Consider the following 17468-nt stretch of genomic DNA (forward strand, 5'->3'; position numbering starts at 1 on the left):
AAAGTTAGTTTGTCTAGCATCTAAAAATAAAAATTGACGTTTCACGTTGTTTGTTTCGTTCAGTTTTCAAAGAACTAATTGGTCGCTCATTTGCGACTCCCTTATGTTAACATCTTCATGTTTCAATGTCAACTAAGTTTTTTATTTCGTTTGTCGTTTTCTGCGTTATTGCATCGGCGACTTGTTCTATATTACACCTCTGTACTCTAATCGTCAACATGTTTTTCTAAAAAAATATAAAAAGGCGTATTCCTTTTAAAATACGCCTTTTTTACCATAGAACATTCTATTCATTTATTATTTTTCTATAATAGGTAACGCGACGATGAATTGGATAATACCATCCTCATATTCAGCTCGAATACTCCCCCCCTGCAATTCAACAATACTTTTCGCAATAGCTAATCCAAGTCCCGAACCTTCCGTTACTCTACTTCGGGATTGATCCTTCTTATAAAAACGTTCAAACAAGTTCCCTAATTCTTCTCTCGTAAATTCTTCACTATGATTTGCTATAACAATTTGTATATCCTTGCGCTGTCTTTGAAGAGAAACTTTTATCTCTCCATCATCTTTACTATACTTAATCGCATTCATTAGTAAATTATCAAATACACGGACCATCTTTTCCGAATCAACCGATGCATAGGCACGTTCCTCAGGAAATTTCTTAACAAACGTAAGTCCATGCTCTTCCGCTTGCGGTACTAATTCTTCTATTAATTGTTCCAGTAACTCATTTATACATACTTCTTGTTTTTCTAATACAACTTGTTCATTCGTTAACTTCGTATACTCAAATAAATCTTCTATTAAATTTTTTAACTGCTCCGACTTTGCAAAAGCAATTCTCGTATACTCATCATGTTGTTCTTTATTTTCATATTTAGAATCTCGAAGTAATCGTAAGTAACCCATAATAGAAGTAAGTGGTGTACGTAAATCGTGAGATACATTCGTAATAAGCTCATTCTTTTGCTTCTCTAATTTACGTTCCTTTTCTATATTATTCATAAGCTCTTCCGCCATATTATTAATATTCTCAGTTAAAGACGCAATCTCATCTTCACCTTTCTTCTCAATACGGTACGCTAAGTTACCTTTTTCTATTTCCTTTACACCTTCTGCCATCGCTTCAATTTGCTTCATCTTTCTCTTTGTTATATAGAAAAAAGAGAAAATGAATACAAGGACACCAATTAAAAACGGAAATGGTCCTTCTTGCGTTTCATACATTACCTCTCCCTCTGGAATTCCGCTAACAAACATGTACAAATTCTTTCCTTCAATAGTAATAGGTGAAAAAGCTATAAACTCTTTTCTTGTACTTTCAAATTCATTTCTACCATCTGTATAATTAATCGCAAATGATGCTGCATTACGAATCGTATTATGCAAATCGATTTGCTCTTCTTGCGCCTGCTTTGTTTTATATAAAACTTTACCACTTTCATCAGTAACCAATATTTTTAAAGCTCTATTTCCTCGCTCTAAATTTTGATTCTCCATTTCGATCATATTAGATATAGCTTCTAATTTATTTTCATGAACCGAACTACTCGCTGCTCTTTGAGCTTGGTAATTAATTTGTTCCATACCAGCTCGATAATCGATAGTCGCTTGACGATTCGCATTCTCAAAAAATGGCGCAGCTGCTTTCGCTGACAAAACTCCTAATAACGCACAAGCAGCAAAAGTAGTAATCAATTGAATTCTTATACTCTTCCGTACGCTCTTTACTAATTTTTCAATTAATTCTCTTGTTTTCCTTACATAAGTAAACGGATTAAATATCTTTTTCAATCTTATACCCCACTCCCCATACTGTTTTTATATATCTAGGCTTCCTTGGATTCTCCTCAATCTTTTCACGTACTTTTCGAATATGCACCATTACAGTATTATCAGACTGGAAAGATCGTTCGTTCCACACCTTTTCATAAATTTGCTCCGCGCTAAAGACCATACCTGGATTACGGGCTAGTAATTCTAAAATTGAAAATTCCCTCGGAGTTAGTTTCACTTCTTCTCCATCTACAATAACTTTATGGGTCGAAATGTTTATTTTCATCTCTCCAATTTCTAACTCGTCCTCATTTTGTATAGCGAAACCATTCATTTTCATATAACGACGTAACTGGGATTTAATTCTCGCGATTAACTCTAACGGATTAAACGGTTTCGTTACGTAATCATCTGCACCAGTTGTTAACCCTAAAATTTTATCCATATCTTGCGTTTTCGCAGAAAGCATAATAATTGGCATTTCTTTCGCTTCTCTTACTTTCATACACATATGAATACCATCTACTTTCGGCATCATAATATCCAACACAACTAAATGTACTTCATTCTCTTCTAACATACGTAGCCCTTCTTCTCCATCTCCGGCCTGCAGTACTTTATATCCTTCGTTCTTTAAATATATTGTAATAAGATTCCTAATTTCTTTTTCATCATCTACGACAAGTATTGTTTCCCCGGCCATAATATTTCCCCCATTCATTTTTTATCCCTAACTTCTATTATAGGAAAACTTCTGAAGAAAAACGCTCGGAAATCCTTAAGATTTTCTGAAGACGCAAAAAAGGCCTAGACTCCCCTTAAGTCTAGACCTTTCAAAAACCCCTTTATTTACGAACGTAGATGAAATACAGTACGAATAAAACTCCCATAACATACATAATCGGATGAACCTCTTTACGACGACCACTCACAACCATTGTAATTGGATAGAAGATAAATCCAATCGCAATTCCCGTTGCGATACTATACGTAAGCGGCATTGAAATGATAGTAAAGAATGCCGGTACTGCAATCTCGAACTTCTTCCAGTCGATTTCTCCTAAAGAAGAAACCATTAAGATCCCTACAATAATTAAAGCTGGTGCCGTTACAGCTGGTGTTACAACACTTAATAATGGCGAGAAGAATAGTGCCAGTAAGAAGAATCCTGCTGTTACAACTGCTGTAAATCCAGAACGTCCTCCCGCTGCTACCCCTGCAGACGATTCAATGTAAGACGTTGTTGTTGACGTACCTAAGATCGCACCAATTACAGTTGCAATTGCATCTGCGAATAATGCTTTTCCTGCACGTGGTAATTTATTATTCTTCATTAATCCTGCTTGATTCGCAACCGCTACAAGCGTACCTGCTGTATCAAAGAAATCGATAAAGAAGAACGTTATAATTACAATCCCCATTTGAATAGTGAAAATGTCTCCGAAATGAGTTAACGCAGCACCGAACGTTGGTTCTAGACTCGGTATCGCTCCCACTACAGCTTTCGGAGTATCAATCAATCCTGTTGCCACTCCTAAGATCGCTGTAAGAATCATACCGTAAAATACTGCACCATTGATTTTCTTAATCATGAAGATGATCGTAGTAACAACCCCAAAGATTGCTAGTAACGTTGTGCCCTTTGTTAAGTCCCCCAACCCAACAAGAACAGCATCATTTTTCACGATAATTCCGGCATTTTGGAATCCAAGAAAGGCAATGAACAATCCGATACCTGCTGCTACTGCAAACTTTAACTCCGATGGAATTGCATTAATGATTTTTTCACGAATACCTGAAGCTGTAAGAATAATAAAGATAATACCTGACATTAACGTTCCGGCAATTGCTGTTTGCCACGGAATACCCATCGTTAAAACTGCTGTATAAGCAAAGAACGCGTTAATTCCCATACCTGGGGCTAAAGCAATTGGATACTTTGCGAAAATACCCATAATTAACGAACCGATCGCGGCCGCTAATGCTGTCGCAACGAATACTGCACCTGGATCCATTCCTGTACCTGCTGGTAACCCTTTAACATTTCCAAGTGACAGCGTAGCAGGATTGACAAATAGTACGTAAGCCATAGATAGAAATGTCGTTAACCCTGCTATGAACTCAGTCTTATAATTCGTACCGAGCTCATCAAATTGAAAATAGCGTTTCATCCTACGTTTCCCCCGTTATATGATTACTCGCCGCATTTCACCCTAGCCCTCTTTTATCTATAAAAATAAAAAAGGCTTCCATTGCATATACATGGAAGCGTTCTATAAACAAAGACAAGTTTCCCCTCATCTTTATAAAAACGCCTCGTAGTCAAGCCATTTACGGTAGCTAGGTAGAAACTTTCGGGCCATATCCCCGATATTATACGACGGCATAATATTCACTTTTCGTTTGAATTACATACTCATATTAACTCCTGAAAGTATTTTTGTCAATTTAAAAACGAACATTTTTATAAAATTTCATATTTTCGTTCGTATTAATACTGAAAACAAAAAGATCCATCTATGCATGAGCAAAAGATGGATCTTTTTTATAATACTATTCCCACTCAATAGTTGCTGGTGGCTTACTCGTTACATCATACACGATACGGTTAACGTGTTTTACTTCGTTTACGATACGTACAGAGATTTTCTCTAATACGTCCCAAGGGATACGTGCCCAGTCAGCTGTCATACCGTCGATAGATGTTACTGCACGGATACCTACTGTGTAATCGTAAGTACGCTCGTCACCCATAACACCTACGCTACGCATACCAGGAAGCGCAGTGAAGTATTGCCAAATTTCGCGGTCTAAGCCCGCTTTAATAATTTCTTCACGTAAAATCGCATCAGATTCACGAACGATTTCTAATTTCTCTTCTGTGATTTCACCTAATACACGAATACCAAGTCCTGGACCTGGGAATGGTTGACGCCATACGATTTCATCAGGAATTCCTAATTCAGATCCTAATACACGTACTTCATCTTTAAATAACGTGTTTAAAGGCTCAATTAATTTGAACTGCATGTCTTCCGGAAGTCCACCAACGTTATGGTGAGATTTAATTGTTTGTGCAGTTGCTGTACCACTTTCAACGATGTCTGTGTAAAGTGTACCTTGTGCTAGGAAGTCCATACCTTGTAATTTAGAAGCTTCATCATCAAATACGTAAATGAATTCGTTACCGATAATTTTACGTTTTTGTTCTGGATCTTCTACACCTTTTAACTTGTTCATAAAGCGTTCTTGTGCATCCACTTTAATAACGTTCATATGGAAGCCTTCGCTAAATGTTTTCATAACGCCTTCTGCTTCACCTTTACGAAGTAAGCCGTGGTCAACGAAAATACATGTTAACTGGTCGCCAATTGCTTTATGAATTAATACTGCTACAACAGAAGAATCTACACCGCCACTAAGTGCACATAGTACTTTTTTGTCTCCAACAGTTTCACGGATCTTCTCTAATTCTACTTCGATAAAGTTCTCCATGTTCCATCCTTCAGAACAACCACATACGCCGAATACGAAGTTTTTAATTAAATCGTTACCGTGCTCAGAGTGACGTACTTCTGGGTGGAATTGTACACCGTATAAGTTTTTCGCTTCATTGCTCATACCAGCAATTGGGCAAGACTCGCTTGTTGCGTCTACTACGAATCCTTCAGGTAAACCAGTTACTAAGTCACCATGACTCATCCATACAACTTGCTCTTCTGGAAGGTTCGTATATAATTTTGATTCGTTCTCTACTTTAAGAACAGCTTTTCCGTACTCACGGTGGTTTGCACGTTCTACTTTACCACCGAAGTGTTGTGTCATAAGCTGCATACCGTAACAAATACCGAAAATCGGTAATCCTAGTTCAAAGATTTTTTCATCACAATGTAATGCACCTTCACCGTATACACTATTTGGTCCACCAGAGAAAATAATCCCTTTTGGATTCATTGCTTTAATTTCTTCTGCAGTAATTGTATGTGGATGAAGTTCACTGTATACACCGAACTCACGAATTCGACGTGCTATTAACTGATTGTACTGACTTCCAAAATCTAAAACGATAATTGTATCGTGCTGCTTTTTCAAAATAATCACCCCAACGTTAGTTCTCGTATATAAATATTTTCACCAATTTGGCGAAAAGCATTACCAATATAATAAAAAAAGCCAGTCCTCCGCCTCTAGTCTCATAACAAAGAAAAGGCAGGGGTCTGGCTTTATAAAGAAAGATAGTCTCCGCTCTTTATAAATATAAGACACACTGCCTTCATAGTCAGGTTGTTTACGGTAACCCGGTAGAGACTCTCAAACCATATCATTGAGGATATATGAAGGATCGTTTTATATTATCTTCCTAGATTCTAACAATGAAGTGTCGATGTGGTCAAGAGAGAAAGCGACAAAATTCTACAGAAATTAATTTCTTTCCCACTAAAACACAAAAAACATTTCCATATAGAAATGTTTTTTGTGTTTTATCCTATTATTCAACTTTTTTCTGTTGTTTTCTACCCATTAATCGTGTAACACCATTTTTCATTACAAATACCCCGTATCCCACAAATAAAAAAATAACGGGCAAAATGTCAAAACGATACCTAGTTTGAACTTCGACAAACAAATGAATAACCACATATCCGCCAAACAAAATATATAAAAGAGGATATATTGAATCATTTCTTCTATATAATGAAATGGTACCAATCGCAAATATACAACATGTAATATACATAAGCCTTTCATATTTTGTCAGCATTTGTTGTAAGTGTGGTTTATTCAGTTCCCCCCACTCCAAAGCCCAACCAGGTGCATCATCAGGATTACTCCACATTTTTTCAACTTTCAATACAAGTAATTGACGAACTTTCTCTTTGTCCTTCAATCTGTCCTTGATCAAAGCAATGGAAGCATCATTTCTTTCCTTCCCAAGTTTAAATTGACTAAGGTAAACAACATCTGGCTGATTCCATCCACCAATCGAATCATAATTGAATCCCACAACAAATTTCCAATATGGCATTTGGTTCGACAATGGTTTTTTCGCTAATCCCGTGTTCATTAAGAAAATACTTACAATTTGCATCACTAGAAAATATACAATCACTATTCCCACTAATTTTTTTACGTAGTTTAACGTTTCTTTTTTTCTAAACGGAAGTATCTTATAAATTAATACATAAACAAAAACCGCCAATAAAAAGAAACTTCCTAACGGTCTCATAATATTTCCAATGCTTAACAGTAACCCTGTTAAACCCCAACCGTATTTAGTTGAAAAACCTTTTGTAATTAAAACATACAGTCCTAAAAAAAAGAAAAAGGTAGAAATATATTGATTTGTTAATACAGAGCTATAGATAATATTAGGTATGTAAAGCGCGTAAAATATTGCCGCAGTTCTCGCACTGTATTCATTAAAAATGGTTTTACCCATAAAATAAATAATCACGGCAGTACCTACGCTCCAAAAAATATTAAATAACTTCAATATAAACAGATGATTACCAAAAATTTTTATTAATATAGCCTCATAATATGTGAATCCCAATTGGTATGTCCAACTCATATAGTATTCATCTGTAATAAATGCAAAATTACCCTTTACAGCTTGTTGAGCACTTTCATACATTACAGAAAAATCCGAGATAGGTACTGTTTTTTCAAAAATGATCCATAACAACCTAATTGCAAAGGCTGTAACTATGAGAATGAGCAAAAATTGATTAACTGTTAAAAAACGATTTGCTAAAAATGATATTATTCCGAGCACCAAAATAGTTGCTACTATCTCCAGAATTAACACAGCGACCGAGGAATAGGTAGATTTCTCTATTTGAAATGAATTATAAAGTGTAATGACAAACATCGCCAAACCACATACTACTAATATTTTCGAAAAAATGTTTCTACCCAAATTTTCTTTAATCTGCATCATATACCTCACTAACTAGGCTACCGCCATCTTCTCTCATAGACAATAAGAACTAGGAGACTTATTATCTCGACTAAAAAATAAGAAAAATCCCTTTTGACTGTATCATAAATGTTAAAAGAATTATATATTCAATTGGAATTATATTGAATATTACCGTAATAAAAGAAGCTTGAATATTCCCCAACATTCTCTCTCTAAACTTGCGACCTTCCAGAAACCTTTTATATACATCTTAACAACAAAAAAGACTACCTCCTTTTATCAAGGAAGTAGCCTTCTTCTAATTAACTATTTATACATTGAACAGCTTCACAGAGTGATGCTTATTACATCATTCCGCCCATACCGCCCATGCCCATGCCGCCCATGTCAGGCATTGCTGGTGCATTTGGTTCTGGCTTATCAGCAACTACAGCTTCAGTTGTTAAGAACATAGCTGCAACAGATGCTGCGTTTTGAAGTGCAGAACGAGTTACTTTAGCTGGATCTACGATACCAGACTCAAGCATGTTAACCCATTCGCCAGTAGCTGCGTTGAAACCAACGCCTACTTTTTCGCCTTTTAGACGCTCTACAACTACAGATCCTTCTAGACCAGCGTTGATTGCGATTTGACGAACTGGCTCTTCTAGTGCACGAAGTACGATGTTGATACCTGTTGCTTCGTCGCCTTCAGCTACGATAGAAGCTACTTTCGTGTATACGTTCATAAGTGAAGTACCACCACCTGCAACGATACCTTCTTCTACTGCTGCACGAGTTGAGTTAAGTGCATCTTCAATGCGAAGTTTGCGCTCTTTTAACTCAGTTTCAGTTGCTGCACCTACTTTAATTACTGCTACGCCACCAGCTAATTTAGCAAGACGCTCTTGTAATTTTTCACGATCGAATTCAGAAGTTGTTTCTTCTAATTGCGCACGGATTTGACCGATGCGAGCTTCGATTTGTTGTGTGTTTCCAATACCTTCAACTACAGTTGTGTTTTCTTTCGTTACAACGATTTTACCAGCGCGTCCTAAAGATTCAACTGTAGCAGATTTTAAGTCACGTCCTAATTCCTCAGTGATTACTTCGCCACCAGTTAAGATTGCGATATCTTCTAGCATTGCTTTACGACGGTCACCAAATCCAGGAGCTTTAACAGCCACTACATTGAATGTACCACGAAGTTTGTTCACTACTAATGTAGCTAAAGCTTCGCCTTCTACATCTTCAGCAATGATAAGAAGTGGTTTACCTTGTTGTACCACTTGCTCTAATACTGGTAAGATTTCTTGGATGTTAGAAATCTTTTTGTCAGTAATTAAGATATATGGGTTATCAAGAACAGCTTCCATTTTGTCAGAATCAGTAATCATGTAAGGAGATGCATATCCACGATCAAATTGCATACCTTCTACTACGTCTAATTCCGTTGTGAATCCTTTAGATTCTTCTAAAGTAATAACGCCGTCGTTACCAACGCGCTCCATTGCTTCAGCGATTAATTGACCTACTTCTTCGTCAGCCGCAGAAATAGCAGCTACTTGTGCGATAGAAGATTTACCTTCAATTGGTTTAGAAATCGCTTTTAATTCTTCAATTGCAGCAGTAACAGCTTTTTCGATACCTTTACGAAGACCCATTGGGTTTGCACCAGCTGTTACGTTTTTAAGACCTTCACGAATCATAGCTTGCGCTAATACAGTTGCAGTTGTCGTTCCGTCACCAGCTACATCGTTTGTTTTGCTAGCAACTTCTGCTACTAATTTTGCACCCATGTTTTCGAATGCATCTTCTAATTCGATTTCTTTTGCGATTGTTACACCATCATTTGTAATAAGTGGTGAACCGAATTTTTTCTCAAGTACAACGTTACGACCTTTTGGTCCAAGCGTTACTTTTACTGCGTTTGCAAGAGTGTCGACACCGCGAAGCATCGAACGACGTGCTTCTTCACTAAATTTAATATCTTTTGCCATAATAATTGACCCCCTTGGAATTTTTAAGATTTATATAATTAACCGATAACTGCTAAAATGTCACTTTCACGTAAAATCAAGTAGTCTGTACCTTCGTATTTTACTTCAGTACCTGCATATTTTGAGAAGATGATAAGATCACCTGCTGCTACCTCTAAAGCAACACGCTCACCATTTTCAAGCACTCGACCAGTACCTACTGCAATAACTTTACCCTCTTGTGGTTTTTCTTTTGCAGTGTCTGGTAATACAATACCACTTGCTGTTTTTTCTTCTGCTTGAACAAGCTCAATTACAACGCGATCACCTAATGGCTTTAGCATGAACAATAACCTCCTCATTGTGTTATGTAAATTTTTTATTAGCACTCGAGTCACCTGAGTGCTAACACACTTATAATAATAAATAATCTCAATTTCTTTTGCAAGTAAAAAAATCATAATTTTTTCGCAAATTACTATATATACTCTTCTATATAAAATCCTTCTTCTACTACCTTTACTATATGAATCGTTGTTTCCACTACTCGTATGTTACAATACGAAAGACACCCTAAGTTGTTTTCGCTACACACACAACTTTTTCCTGTCTTCTATTTTAATTTCCAATGCAGATTTACAAAAAAAAAACATAATTCGAATGAAAGTTTATATCGTAGGTAGCATATTACATGTTATCCTGCCTTATCTCATACACTAGAGTTAGAAAGGATGGTTAAACCATTTGAAGAAACAATATTGGTGGATTATCGTTACATACATTTTAATGCAATTGTCGGGTATTGCCGGATTACCACTTCTTCTGAAAACCGGACTATACGATAATAGAGGATTTACCAACGAGGAAAAGTTTCAACTAATAACCGGACATTGGTCTATTATTAGCTTTTTCATTGCACTATGCGTTGTAATTTGGTTACTTAGAACAGATATTCGTGACAGGCATTTAGATGCAATGCGCTCTTCTGTTCCAGCTACAATCGGGTGGATTTTTATCGGGTTCTTCTTAGCAATCATCTCACAAAGTATTGCAGGTATGATTGAAATGTATCTATTAGGGATTACACCTGGATCTGAGAATACAGACCGACTTATGGACATCGCAAGAACGACACCTTGGTTCCTTATTGTTATATCTATAATCGGACCTATTTTAGAAGAAATCGTATTTAGAAAAATTTTATTTGGTACACTTTATAAGAGATTTAATTTCTTCGTTGCTGCTATTATTAGTTCACTCGTATTCGCAGCGATTCATTTTGATTTTACTCACCTATTGGTATACACTTCTATGGGGCTCGTATTCGCCTTCTTATATGTAAAAACGAAACGCATTATCGTTCCTATAGCAGCCCATGTAGCAATGAATACATTAGTTGCCATTGGACAGATTTTCATGAGCAATGAACAAATTCAAGAAATGATTAAAGAAGCTGAAAAAATGCAAGGCTTTATCGGAGGATTTTTTGTATGAGAAACTCACCATTGTTCATGGCTGCATTGTATTTCCTTCTCGGATGTATCTTTACACGTTTCGCCATTACGAACGTGACAGATACAATCTGGAATATGTGGACAATACTATTTGCAGTTATGGCAACAATTGATTTTAATTTGGCACTTCGCCTTATATTAGTGAAATTCACAAAGAAAAAACAATAATAAAACGCAGAGGTCACCTCCTCTGCGTTTTATTGTGGATAATTCTTTAAAAAGTAAACAAGCGTTTGTAGCTCTACAGCTAAATCAATATGATGAATTCTTATATTCTCTGACACATTTAAGCGTGCTGGTGTGAAGTTTAAAATACCGTGCACGTTTGTTTCTGCCAATCTATCGGCTACAGATTGCGCTACTGTAGCGGGTACTGTTAATATTGCCACTTGTATATCATTTGATAACCTTTCTTCTAATTCATCTAAATGATATACAGGAATACCCCCGATTTCTGTTCCAACTTTCTCTTCACTAACATCAAATGCCATTTCAATTTTTGTATTATTGTTTTTCGTGAAATTATAATGTAAGAAAGCGGTCCCTAAATTACCTACTCCAATAAGCGCTACACGTGTTATATCATCTTGATCGAGTGTTTCACGGAAAAATGATAATAAATAATTTACGTTATATCCATATCCCTTTTTCCCTAATGCTCCAAAGTATGAGAAATCTCTTCGAATAGTTGCGGAATCAACCTTTACCGCTTCACTCAATTCGGCTGATGAAACACGTTGCTTACCAGAAAGAGATAAGTTTTGGATAAATCGATAGTATAGAGGCAATCGTTTAGCAGTGGCTTGCGGAATTTTCTGCTGATCCATATAACCTCTCCTCTCTTCCTATCTTTATTCATATACTTGAATCGAATACAGAAGTTTAGTACTTATGAATTTCCTTGTATAATAAAGAGAAGAAGTATTCTCTCTTTATTTTAAACTATACACTATTTTTAGTATGATTGAGAAATATAAACATGGCAAAGTTAAGAAATTATTTGAGGTGAAAACATTGATTTTATTACAAGTAAACGGGCTTTCAAAATTATACGGTGCCGAAACGATTCTTGCAAACATAAAATTGGAAGTGCAAACGAAAGATCGTATCGCTTTAGTTGGACGAAATGGAGCCGGAAAATCTACATTATTAAAAATTATCGCCGGTGAATTATCTCATGATGGCGGCGAAATTATAAAACCGAAAGATGTCTCAATTGGGTACTTAGCTCAAAATACTGGATTAGAAACATCATTAACAATTTGGGATGAAATGCTAACCGTCTTTACACACCTACAGCAAATGGAGACAAAACTTCGAAGGCTAGAGCAAGAAATGGGAAAAGAAGAAAACTTTTCAAATGCCGCTACATATGAAAAATTATTAGCTGATTATGACCAATTGCAATTAGATTATAAAGATCAAGGCGGCTATCAGTACGAAGCAGATATTCGCTCCATTTTAAGCGGTCTTGGTTTCCCTGTTGAAACGCATCAGACGACAATTTCTACGTTAAGTGGCGGACAAAAAACGAGATTAGCTCTTGGGAAATTATTATTAACGAAACCAGACTTACTTATTTTAGACGAGCCTACAAACCATTTAGACATCGAAACATTAACGTGGCTTGAGCAATACTTACAAGGTTATCCTGGCGCAATTTTAATCGTTTCTCATGACCGTTATTTCTTAGATAAGCTTGTTACACAAGTATATGAAATTTCGAATAAAGAAAGCAGACGATTTGTTGGTAACTACAGTAAATATTTAGACTTAAAATCAGCCCTATACGAACAAGAAATGAAGCGTTACGAAAAGCAACAAGATGAAATCGCTAAACTTGAGGACTTCGTTCAAAAAAATATAGCACGTGCATCTACGACAAAACGTGCACAAAGCCGTCGTAAACAATTAGATAGAATGGAATTATTAACTAGACCATTAGGTGACTCTAAATCAGCCTCATTCCACTTCGATATTGAAAAACAAAGTGGAAATGATGTTTTACAAGTAAAAGATGCAACCATCGGTTATGATGAGGATCCTATTATTGAACATGTAAATATGCGCTTAACTCGGGGAGATAGTGTTGCCTTAGTTGGACCGAATGGAATTGGAAAATCCACATTATTAAAATCCATTGTGAATAAGTTACAGCTATTACATGGAGATGTTGCTTTCGGATCAAATGTATCTGTTGGTTATTATGATCAAGAGCAAGCTAACTTAACATCTTCTAAGCGCGTTTTAAATGAACTATGGGATGAATATCCGCTTCAACCCGAAAAAGAAATTCGCACTATACTAGGTAATTTTTTATTCACAGGGGATGATGTGCTAAAACCAGTATCTTCTCTTAGTGGTGGACAAAAGGCCCGATTAGCTCTCGCAAAACTTATGATGCAAAAATCCAATTTATTAATTCTCGATGAGCCAACGAACCATCTTGATTTAAATAGTAAAGAAATTTTGGAGAATGCTTTAATTGATTATCCAGGAACTCTTCTATTCGTTTCACATGACCGCTACTTCATTAATCGCGTAACGACTACAGTTGTCGAGTTATCAACAGAAGGTGCGCAAGAGTATTTAGGTGATTACGATTACTATGTGGAGAAGAAAAATGAAATGATTGAACGCGCAGCATTTGAACAACAAGAACAGCAAGAAAATCAGGCACCTGTTCAAAAAACTGTAGCTCAAGAAAAATTAAATTATCTCGAAGAAAAAGAGCGTAAACAATTAGAACGTCAACGCACTCGAAAAATCGAAGAACTAGAACAAAACATCGTAAGCTTAGAAGAAGAAATTGCTACGTTAGAGGATCAGCTTTGCTTACCAGAAATATATGCAGATTATGAAAAGGCTAGTGAGATTACAACGAAAAAACAAACATTACAAGAACAACTTGAAGCCTGTATGGCAGAATGGGAAGAACTGCATATATAAGCTAATTTAAACAAAAAGGATGTCTCATCAGTCGAGGATTTTTGACTAGATGACATCCTTTTTATTTCCCTTTAGAATCAGTTTCGTAGTACATGAAATTATATCGACGATTTTTTGAATGCACATACCTTAACTTAAAATATATAAACAATTCGACAAGAAACATCGTTTTCCCGACAAAGATTGACAATTGCAGCAACCCATATGATAAGAGGAGGGTTTTTCAAAAGTTTTTTAGGATATCTTCTCGTTTTTATTTCCCGAAAAAGAATTCATTTAAAGGTCAGACTTCATCCGTTTTATCCACAAGGTTATACACATATCCACCTTTATAAAATAAACATCAAAATAACTTTTCCACATTATCCACATTTAACAAAAAAGTTATTAACAGTTTATATACACAATAAAACCCACATTATCAACAGATAATATGGGTTTTATCCACAAGCTGTGGTTAATTTTGTGTATAACTATGCTTCAATATCTAAACCTGGGTTTGCATTTAAAGCTAATGTCGCACGTTTTCCTTGTTCGTATGCAATTGTACCTGCAGCTGCAATCATTGCTGCATTGTCTGTGCATAAAGATAACGGCGGGATAATTAGCTCTATATCTTCTTTTCGTGCAAATTCTTCTTCTAGACGTGCACGAAGCCCTTTATTAGCAGCTACTCCACCAGCAAGGAGCAATTGCTTTACATTATACGCTTCTGCTGCACGAGATGCTTTCGTTACAAGTACATCAATTACACTCTCTTGAAAGCTTGCTGCTAAATCTTCCGGTGCAATTTCTATACCACGTTGTTTTGCGTTATGCACAGTGTTGATAACTGCTGATTTCAATCCACTAAAGCTGAAATCATACGAATCGGGTTCTAGCCATGCACGAGGCAAATCAATTGTTGGCTTCCCTTCATGCGCAAGACGATCAATATGAGGACCACCTGGATACGGCATAGATAGCGTACGAGCTACTTTATCATATGCTTCTCCTGCTGCATCATCTCGTGTTTCACCAATCACTTCAAATGAACCATGTTCTTTCATATAAACAAGTTCTGTATGTCCACCAGATACAACGAGTGATAGTAGTGGGAATTGAACTTCTTTTACTAAACGATTCGCATAAATATGGCCAGCAATATGATGAACACCAACTAGAGGAATATCATGTGCAAAGGCTACCGCCTTCGCTGCATTTACTCCTATTAAAAGTGCTCCTACTAAACCGGGTCCCTCTGTTACAGCAATTGCATCAATATCCTCGAAAGTTATATTCGCTTCTTTTAAAGCTTCTTCTAACACAACTGTAATTTCTTCTACATGGTGACGGGATGCAATCTCTGGTACAACCCCGCCAAAACGCTTATGACTTTCAATTTGTGATGCAACGACGTTCGCAATGATTTCCGTTCCATTTTTAACAACTGCTACTGCTGTTTCATCGCAGCTTGTTTCAATACCAAGTATAATCGTATTTTTTTCCATTATATATTCACCCACATTACAAGACCATCTTCCTGATTGTCTGCATAGTATCGTTTACGAATTCCACCATTTTGAAATCCGTATTTTTTGTATAACTGCTTTGCTACTTCATTTGATACGCGTACTTCAAGCGTCATTGTTTTTACCCCTAGTTCTTTCGCTACGGAAATAACTTCTTTCAATAGGGCATCTCCTAACTTTTGACCTCGGTATTCTGGCAAAATAGCTATATTTGTGATATGTGATTCATCAATAATTATCCACAATCCACAATACCCGATTACAAGGCCATCTTTTTCTAGCACAACATAATGTGCATGTTCATTCATCGTTAATTCACGTTGAAAGGCATCTGCAGTCCAAGGAGTTGAAAAAGATGCTTCTTCAATAGCTACAATTTGAGCGATATCATCGAGTTCCATCTTTCTAAATATCATATCCATCTTCTGCAAGCTCCTACTTGTTTTGACTTTCTAACCACTTTGTTTCAGCTTCAGCTAAACGAAGGTAACTAGGAACAAATGAATGTACATCTTGTTCCTCTTTTTGTAACCCTAAGAAAGCTAACTCACTTGGTCTTGGGTTATTTTTAGTGAAAGGAGCAAATACAGCTTGATTGCCTAAATGTTCTATAATTGTTTCTTTATGCAATTTAACATCGTTACCGATAAATAAAACAGGCTGTCCTTTATGTTTTAACTTTTGCAACCAGTCTACAATAAGAATAATTCGATCTTCTTCTATTGAAGTTAACTGCTCTCCTTCATATGTATATAATCCAGTATAAATTTGTCCACGTCTTCCATCAAATAAAGGACAAATTAACCCACTAAAGTTAGCACCGTTTGCAGCTACTACTTCTAAACTTGATACACCTACGATTGGTATTTGAAGTGACCAAGCTAATGTTTTTGCCGCTGTCACACCTATGCGAACACCTGTATATGATCCAGGTCCAGCAGCCACAACGATTTTAGTTAATTCTTTTGGTTTTACACCACATTCTTTTAATAGTTGCTCTACAGCTGGCATAAGGCGTACAGAATGGTTTTTTGTTAAATTTGTAATGATTTCCCCAATTACGTTTTCTTCCTCAATAAGGGATACACCCATTACGTAATTTGAAGTATCAATTGCTAGTACTTTCATCTTGTAATAGCTCCTCACATAATCTAATATAACGGTCTCCAACTGGCTCGAGTACAATTTTCCTTGTGTCATCTCCAGCATGGAATAAACTAATTTGTAACTTTTCATTCGGTAAATATGCTTCTATCAAATGAGCCCATTCTACTACCGTAATTCCTTCACCATAGAAGTACTCATCAAAACCTAAGTCTTCTTCACTTTCCGCTAAACGATACACGTCCATATGATATAACGGCAATCTTCCTTTATATTCTTTAATAATGTTAAAGGTAGGACTATTTACAACTCTTTTCACGCCAAGACCTTTTGCTAGCCCTTTTGTAAAAGTCGTTTTACCAGCTCCAAGATCTCCTTCTAAAATAATTACATCTTGTGCCCGGGCAAGTTCACCTAGTTTTTCTGATAATCTTTGTGTTTCCTCAGAAGATTTTGTTGTTACTTCATATTTACTCACAGACTTCACCTACTTTACTCACAATGTTCTCTGCTCTTTATTATACAGGTTTTGAATATATAAAAAAGTCCTTAGGAGTTGTCCTAAGGATAGTTTGACTGTCTTTATTAGTTTTTTGTTAAAACAAATAAAAAAATACGAAACAACTTGTTTCGTTCTTTTCTTTATATAAAATGGCGGTCCCGACCGGGGTCGAACCGGCGATCTCCTGCGTGACAGGCAGGCATGTTAACCACTACACCACGG

Annotated in this window: 15 protein-coding genes and 2 riboswitches; of the genes, 3 read left to right on the forward strand and 12 right to left on the reverse strand. The window is 36.3% G+C overall.

Features of this window, described 5'->3' with window-relative positions:
• Positions 1-297 precede the first annotated feature (297 nt).
• The 7 genes from ampS to groES form a co-directional block, all read right to left on the reverse strand.
• Entirely contained in the window at positions 298-1803 is a 1506-nt protein-coding gene (ampS, locus tag JDS92_RS26240; RefSeq protein WP_097959929.1) for an aminopeptidase AmpS, read from the reverse strand.
• A complete protein-coding gene (locus tag JDS92_RS26245) occupies positions 1787-2488 on the reverse strand; it encodes a response regulator transcription factor (RefSeq protein ID WP_000896765.1) in 702 nt (233 codons plus the stop codon). Before JDS92_RS26245 ends, ampS begins: the two co-directional genes overlap by 17 nt.
• A gap of 142 nt (positions 2489-2630) precedes the next feature.
• Positions 2631-3956: an NCS2 family permease gene (locus JDS92_RS26250; RefSeq protein ID WP_000833078.1), complete on the reverse strand. Its 1326-nt coding sequence runs from the start codon at positions 3954-3956 to the stop codon at positions 2631-2633.
• 128 nt (positions 3957-4084) lie between these two features.
• Positions 4085-4186: riboswitch (purine riboswitch) on the reverse strand.
• 152 nt (positions 4187-4338) lie between these two features.
• Positions 4339-5877 (reverse strand): glutamine-hydrolyzing GMP synthase, encoded by a 1539-nt coding sequence (gene guaA, locus JDS92_RS26255; RefSeq protein ID WP_000743919.1) that lies wholly within the window; start codon positions 5875-5877, stop codon positions 4339-4341.
• A 164-nt stretch (positions 5878-6041) separates the two neighbouring features.
• Positions 6042-6143: riboswitch (purine riboswitch) on the reverse strand.
• 131 nt (positions 6144-6274) lie between these two features.
• On the reverse strand, positions 6275-7723 hold the full coding sequence (locus JDS92_RS26260) for a glycosyltransferase family 39 protein (RefSeq protein ID WP_001165921.1): 1449 nt from the start codon (positions 7721-7723) through the stop codon (positions 6275-6277).
• A 329-nt stretch (positions 7724-8052) separates the two neighbouring features.
• Positions 8053-9687: a chaperonin GroEL gene (groL, locus tag JDS92_RS26265; protein ID WP_001029987.1), complete on the reverse strand. Its 1635-nt coding sequence runs from the start codon at positions 9685-9687 to the stop codon at positions 8053-8055.
• Between the two features lie 38 nt (positions 9688-9725).
• Positions 9726-10010 carry a co-chaperone GroES gene (gene groES / locus JDS92_RS26270; protein WP_000917306.1) on the reverse strand — a complete coding sequence of 95 codons (285 nt, stop codon included), beginning with the start codon at positions 10008-10010 and terminating at the stop codon, positions 9726-9728.
• Positions 10011-10410: 400 nt separating this feature from the next.
• Here groES and JDS92_RS26275 point away from each other — a divergent pair, with 400 nt between their 5' ends.
• On the forward strand, positions 10411-11160 hold the full coding sequence (locus JDS92_RS26275) for a CPBP family intramembrane glutamic endopeptidase (RefSeq protein ID WP_000745318.1): 750 nt from the start codon (positions 10411-10413) through the stop codon (positions 11158-11160).
• On the forward strand, positions 11157-11348 hold the full coding sequence (locus JDS92_RS26280; protein ID WP_001246201.1) for a YdiK family protein: 192 nt from the start codon (positions 11157-11159) through the stop codon (positions 11346-11348). The genes JDS92_RS26275 and JDS92_RS26280 overlap by 4 nt, the downstream gene beginning before the upstream one ends.
• Before the next feature lie 29 nt (positions 11349-11377).
• Here the strand turns inward: JDS92_RS26280 and JDS92_RS26285 are convergent, their stop codons facing one another.
• Entirely contained in the window at positions 11378-12007 is a 630-nt protein-coding gene (locus tag JDS92_RS26285) for a redox-sensing transcriptional repressor Rex (protein WP_000372701.1), read from the reverse strand.
• Between the two features lie 187 nt (positions 12008-12194).
• Between JDS92_RS26285 and JDS92_RS26290 the strand changes: the two genes are divergently transcribed.
• Positions 12195-14129, forward strand: a complete 1935-nt coding sequence (locus tag JDS92_RS26290; RefSeq protein WP_000602175.1) for an ABC-F family ATP-binding cassette domain-containing protein — start codon at positions 12195-12197, stop codon at positions 14127-14129.
• 473 nt (positions 14130-14602) lie between these two features.
• On the opposite strand, the gene tsaD is transcribed toward JDS92_RS26290, so the two are convergent.
• The 4 genes from tsaD to tsaE are packed head-to-tail and all read right to left on the reverse strand — an operon-like array spanning position 14603 to position 17222.
• Positions 14603-15619, reverse strand: coding sequence for a tRNA (adenosine(37)-N6)-threonylcarbamoyltransferase complex transferase subunit TsaD (tsaD, locus tag JDS92_RS26295; RefSeq protein WP_000414604.1), 1017 nt, complete (start codon positions 15617-15619; stop codon positions 14603-14605).
• Entirely contained in the window at positions 15619-16062 is a 444-nt protein-coding gene (gene rimI / locus JDS92_RS26300) for a ribosomal protein S18-alanine N-acetyltransferase (RefSeq protein WP_000367202.1), read from the reverse strand. The genes tsaD and rimI overlap by 1 nt, the downstream gene beginning before the upstream one ends.
• A gap of 13 nt (positions 16063-16075) precedes the next feature.
• Positions 16076-16768 carry a tRNA (adenosine(37)-N6)-threonylcarbamoyltransferase complex dimerization subunit type 1 TsaB gene (tsaB, locus tag JDS92_RS26305; RefSeq protein ID WP_097959931.1) on the reverse strand — a complete coding sequence of 231 codons (693 nt, stop codon included), beginning with the start codon at positions 16766-16768 and terminating at the stop codon, positions 16076-16078.
• Positions 16749-17222 carry a tRNA (adenosine(37)-N6)-threonylcarbamoyltransferase complex ATPase subunit type 1 TsaE gene (gene tsaE, locus JDS92_RS26310; RefSeq protein ID WP_000049641.1) on the reverse strand — a complete coding sequence of 158 codons (474 nt, stop codon included), beginning with the start codon at positions 17220-17222 and terminating at the stop codon, positions 16749-16751. Before tsaE ends, tsaB begins: the two co-directional genes overlap by 20 nt.
• Positions 17223-17468: the final 246 nt, after the last annotated feature.

This window comes from Bacillus cereus group sp. N12, from assembly GCF_016483575.1.
In the GTDB taxonomy this organism is placed as follows: Bacteria; Bacillota; Bacilli; order Bacillales; family Bacillaceae_G; genus Bacillus_A; species Bacillus_A toyonensis.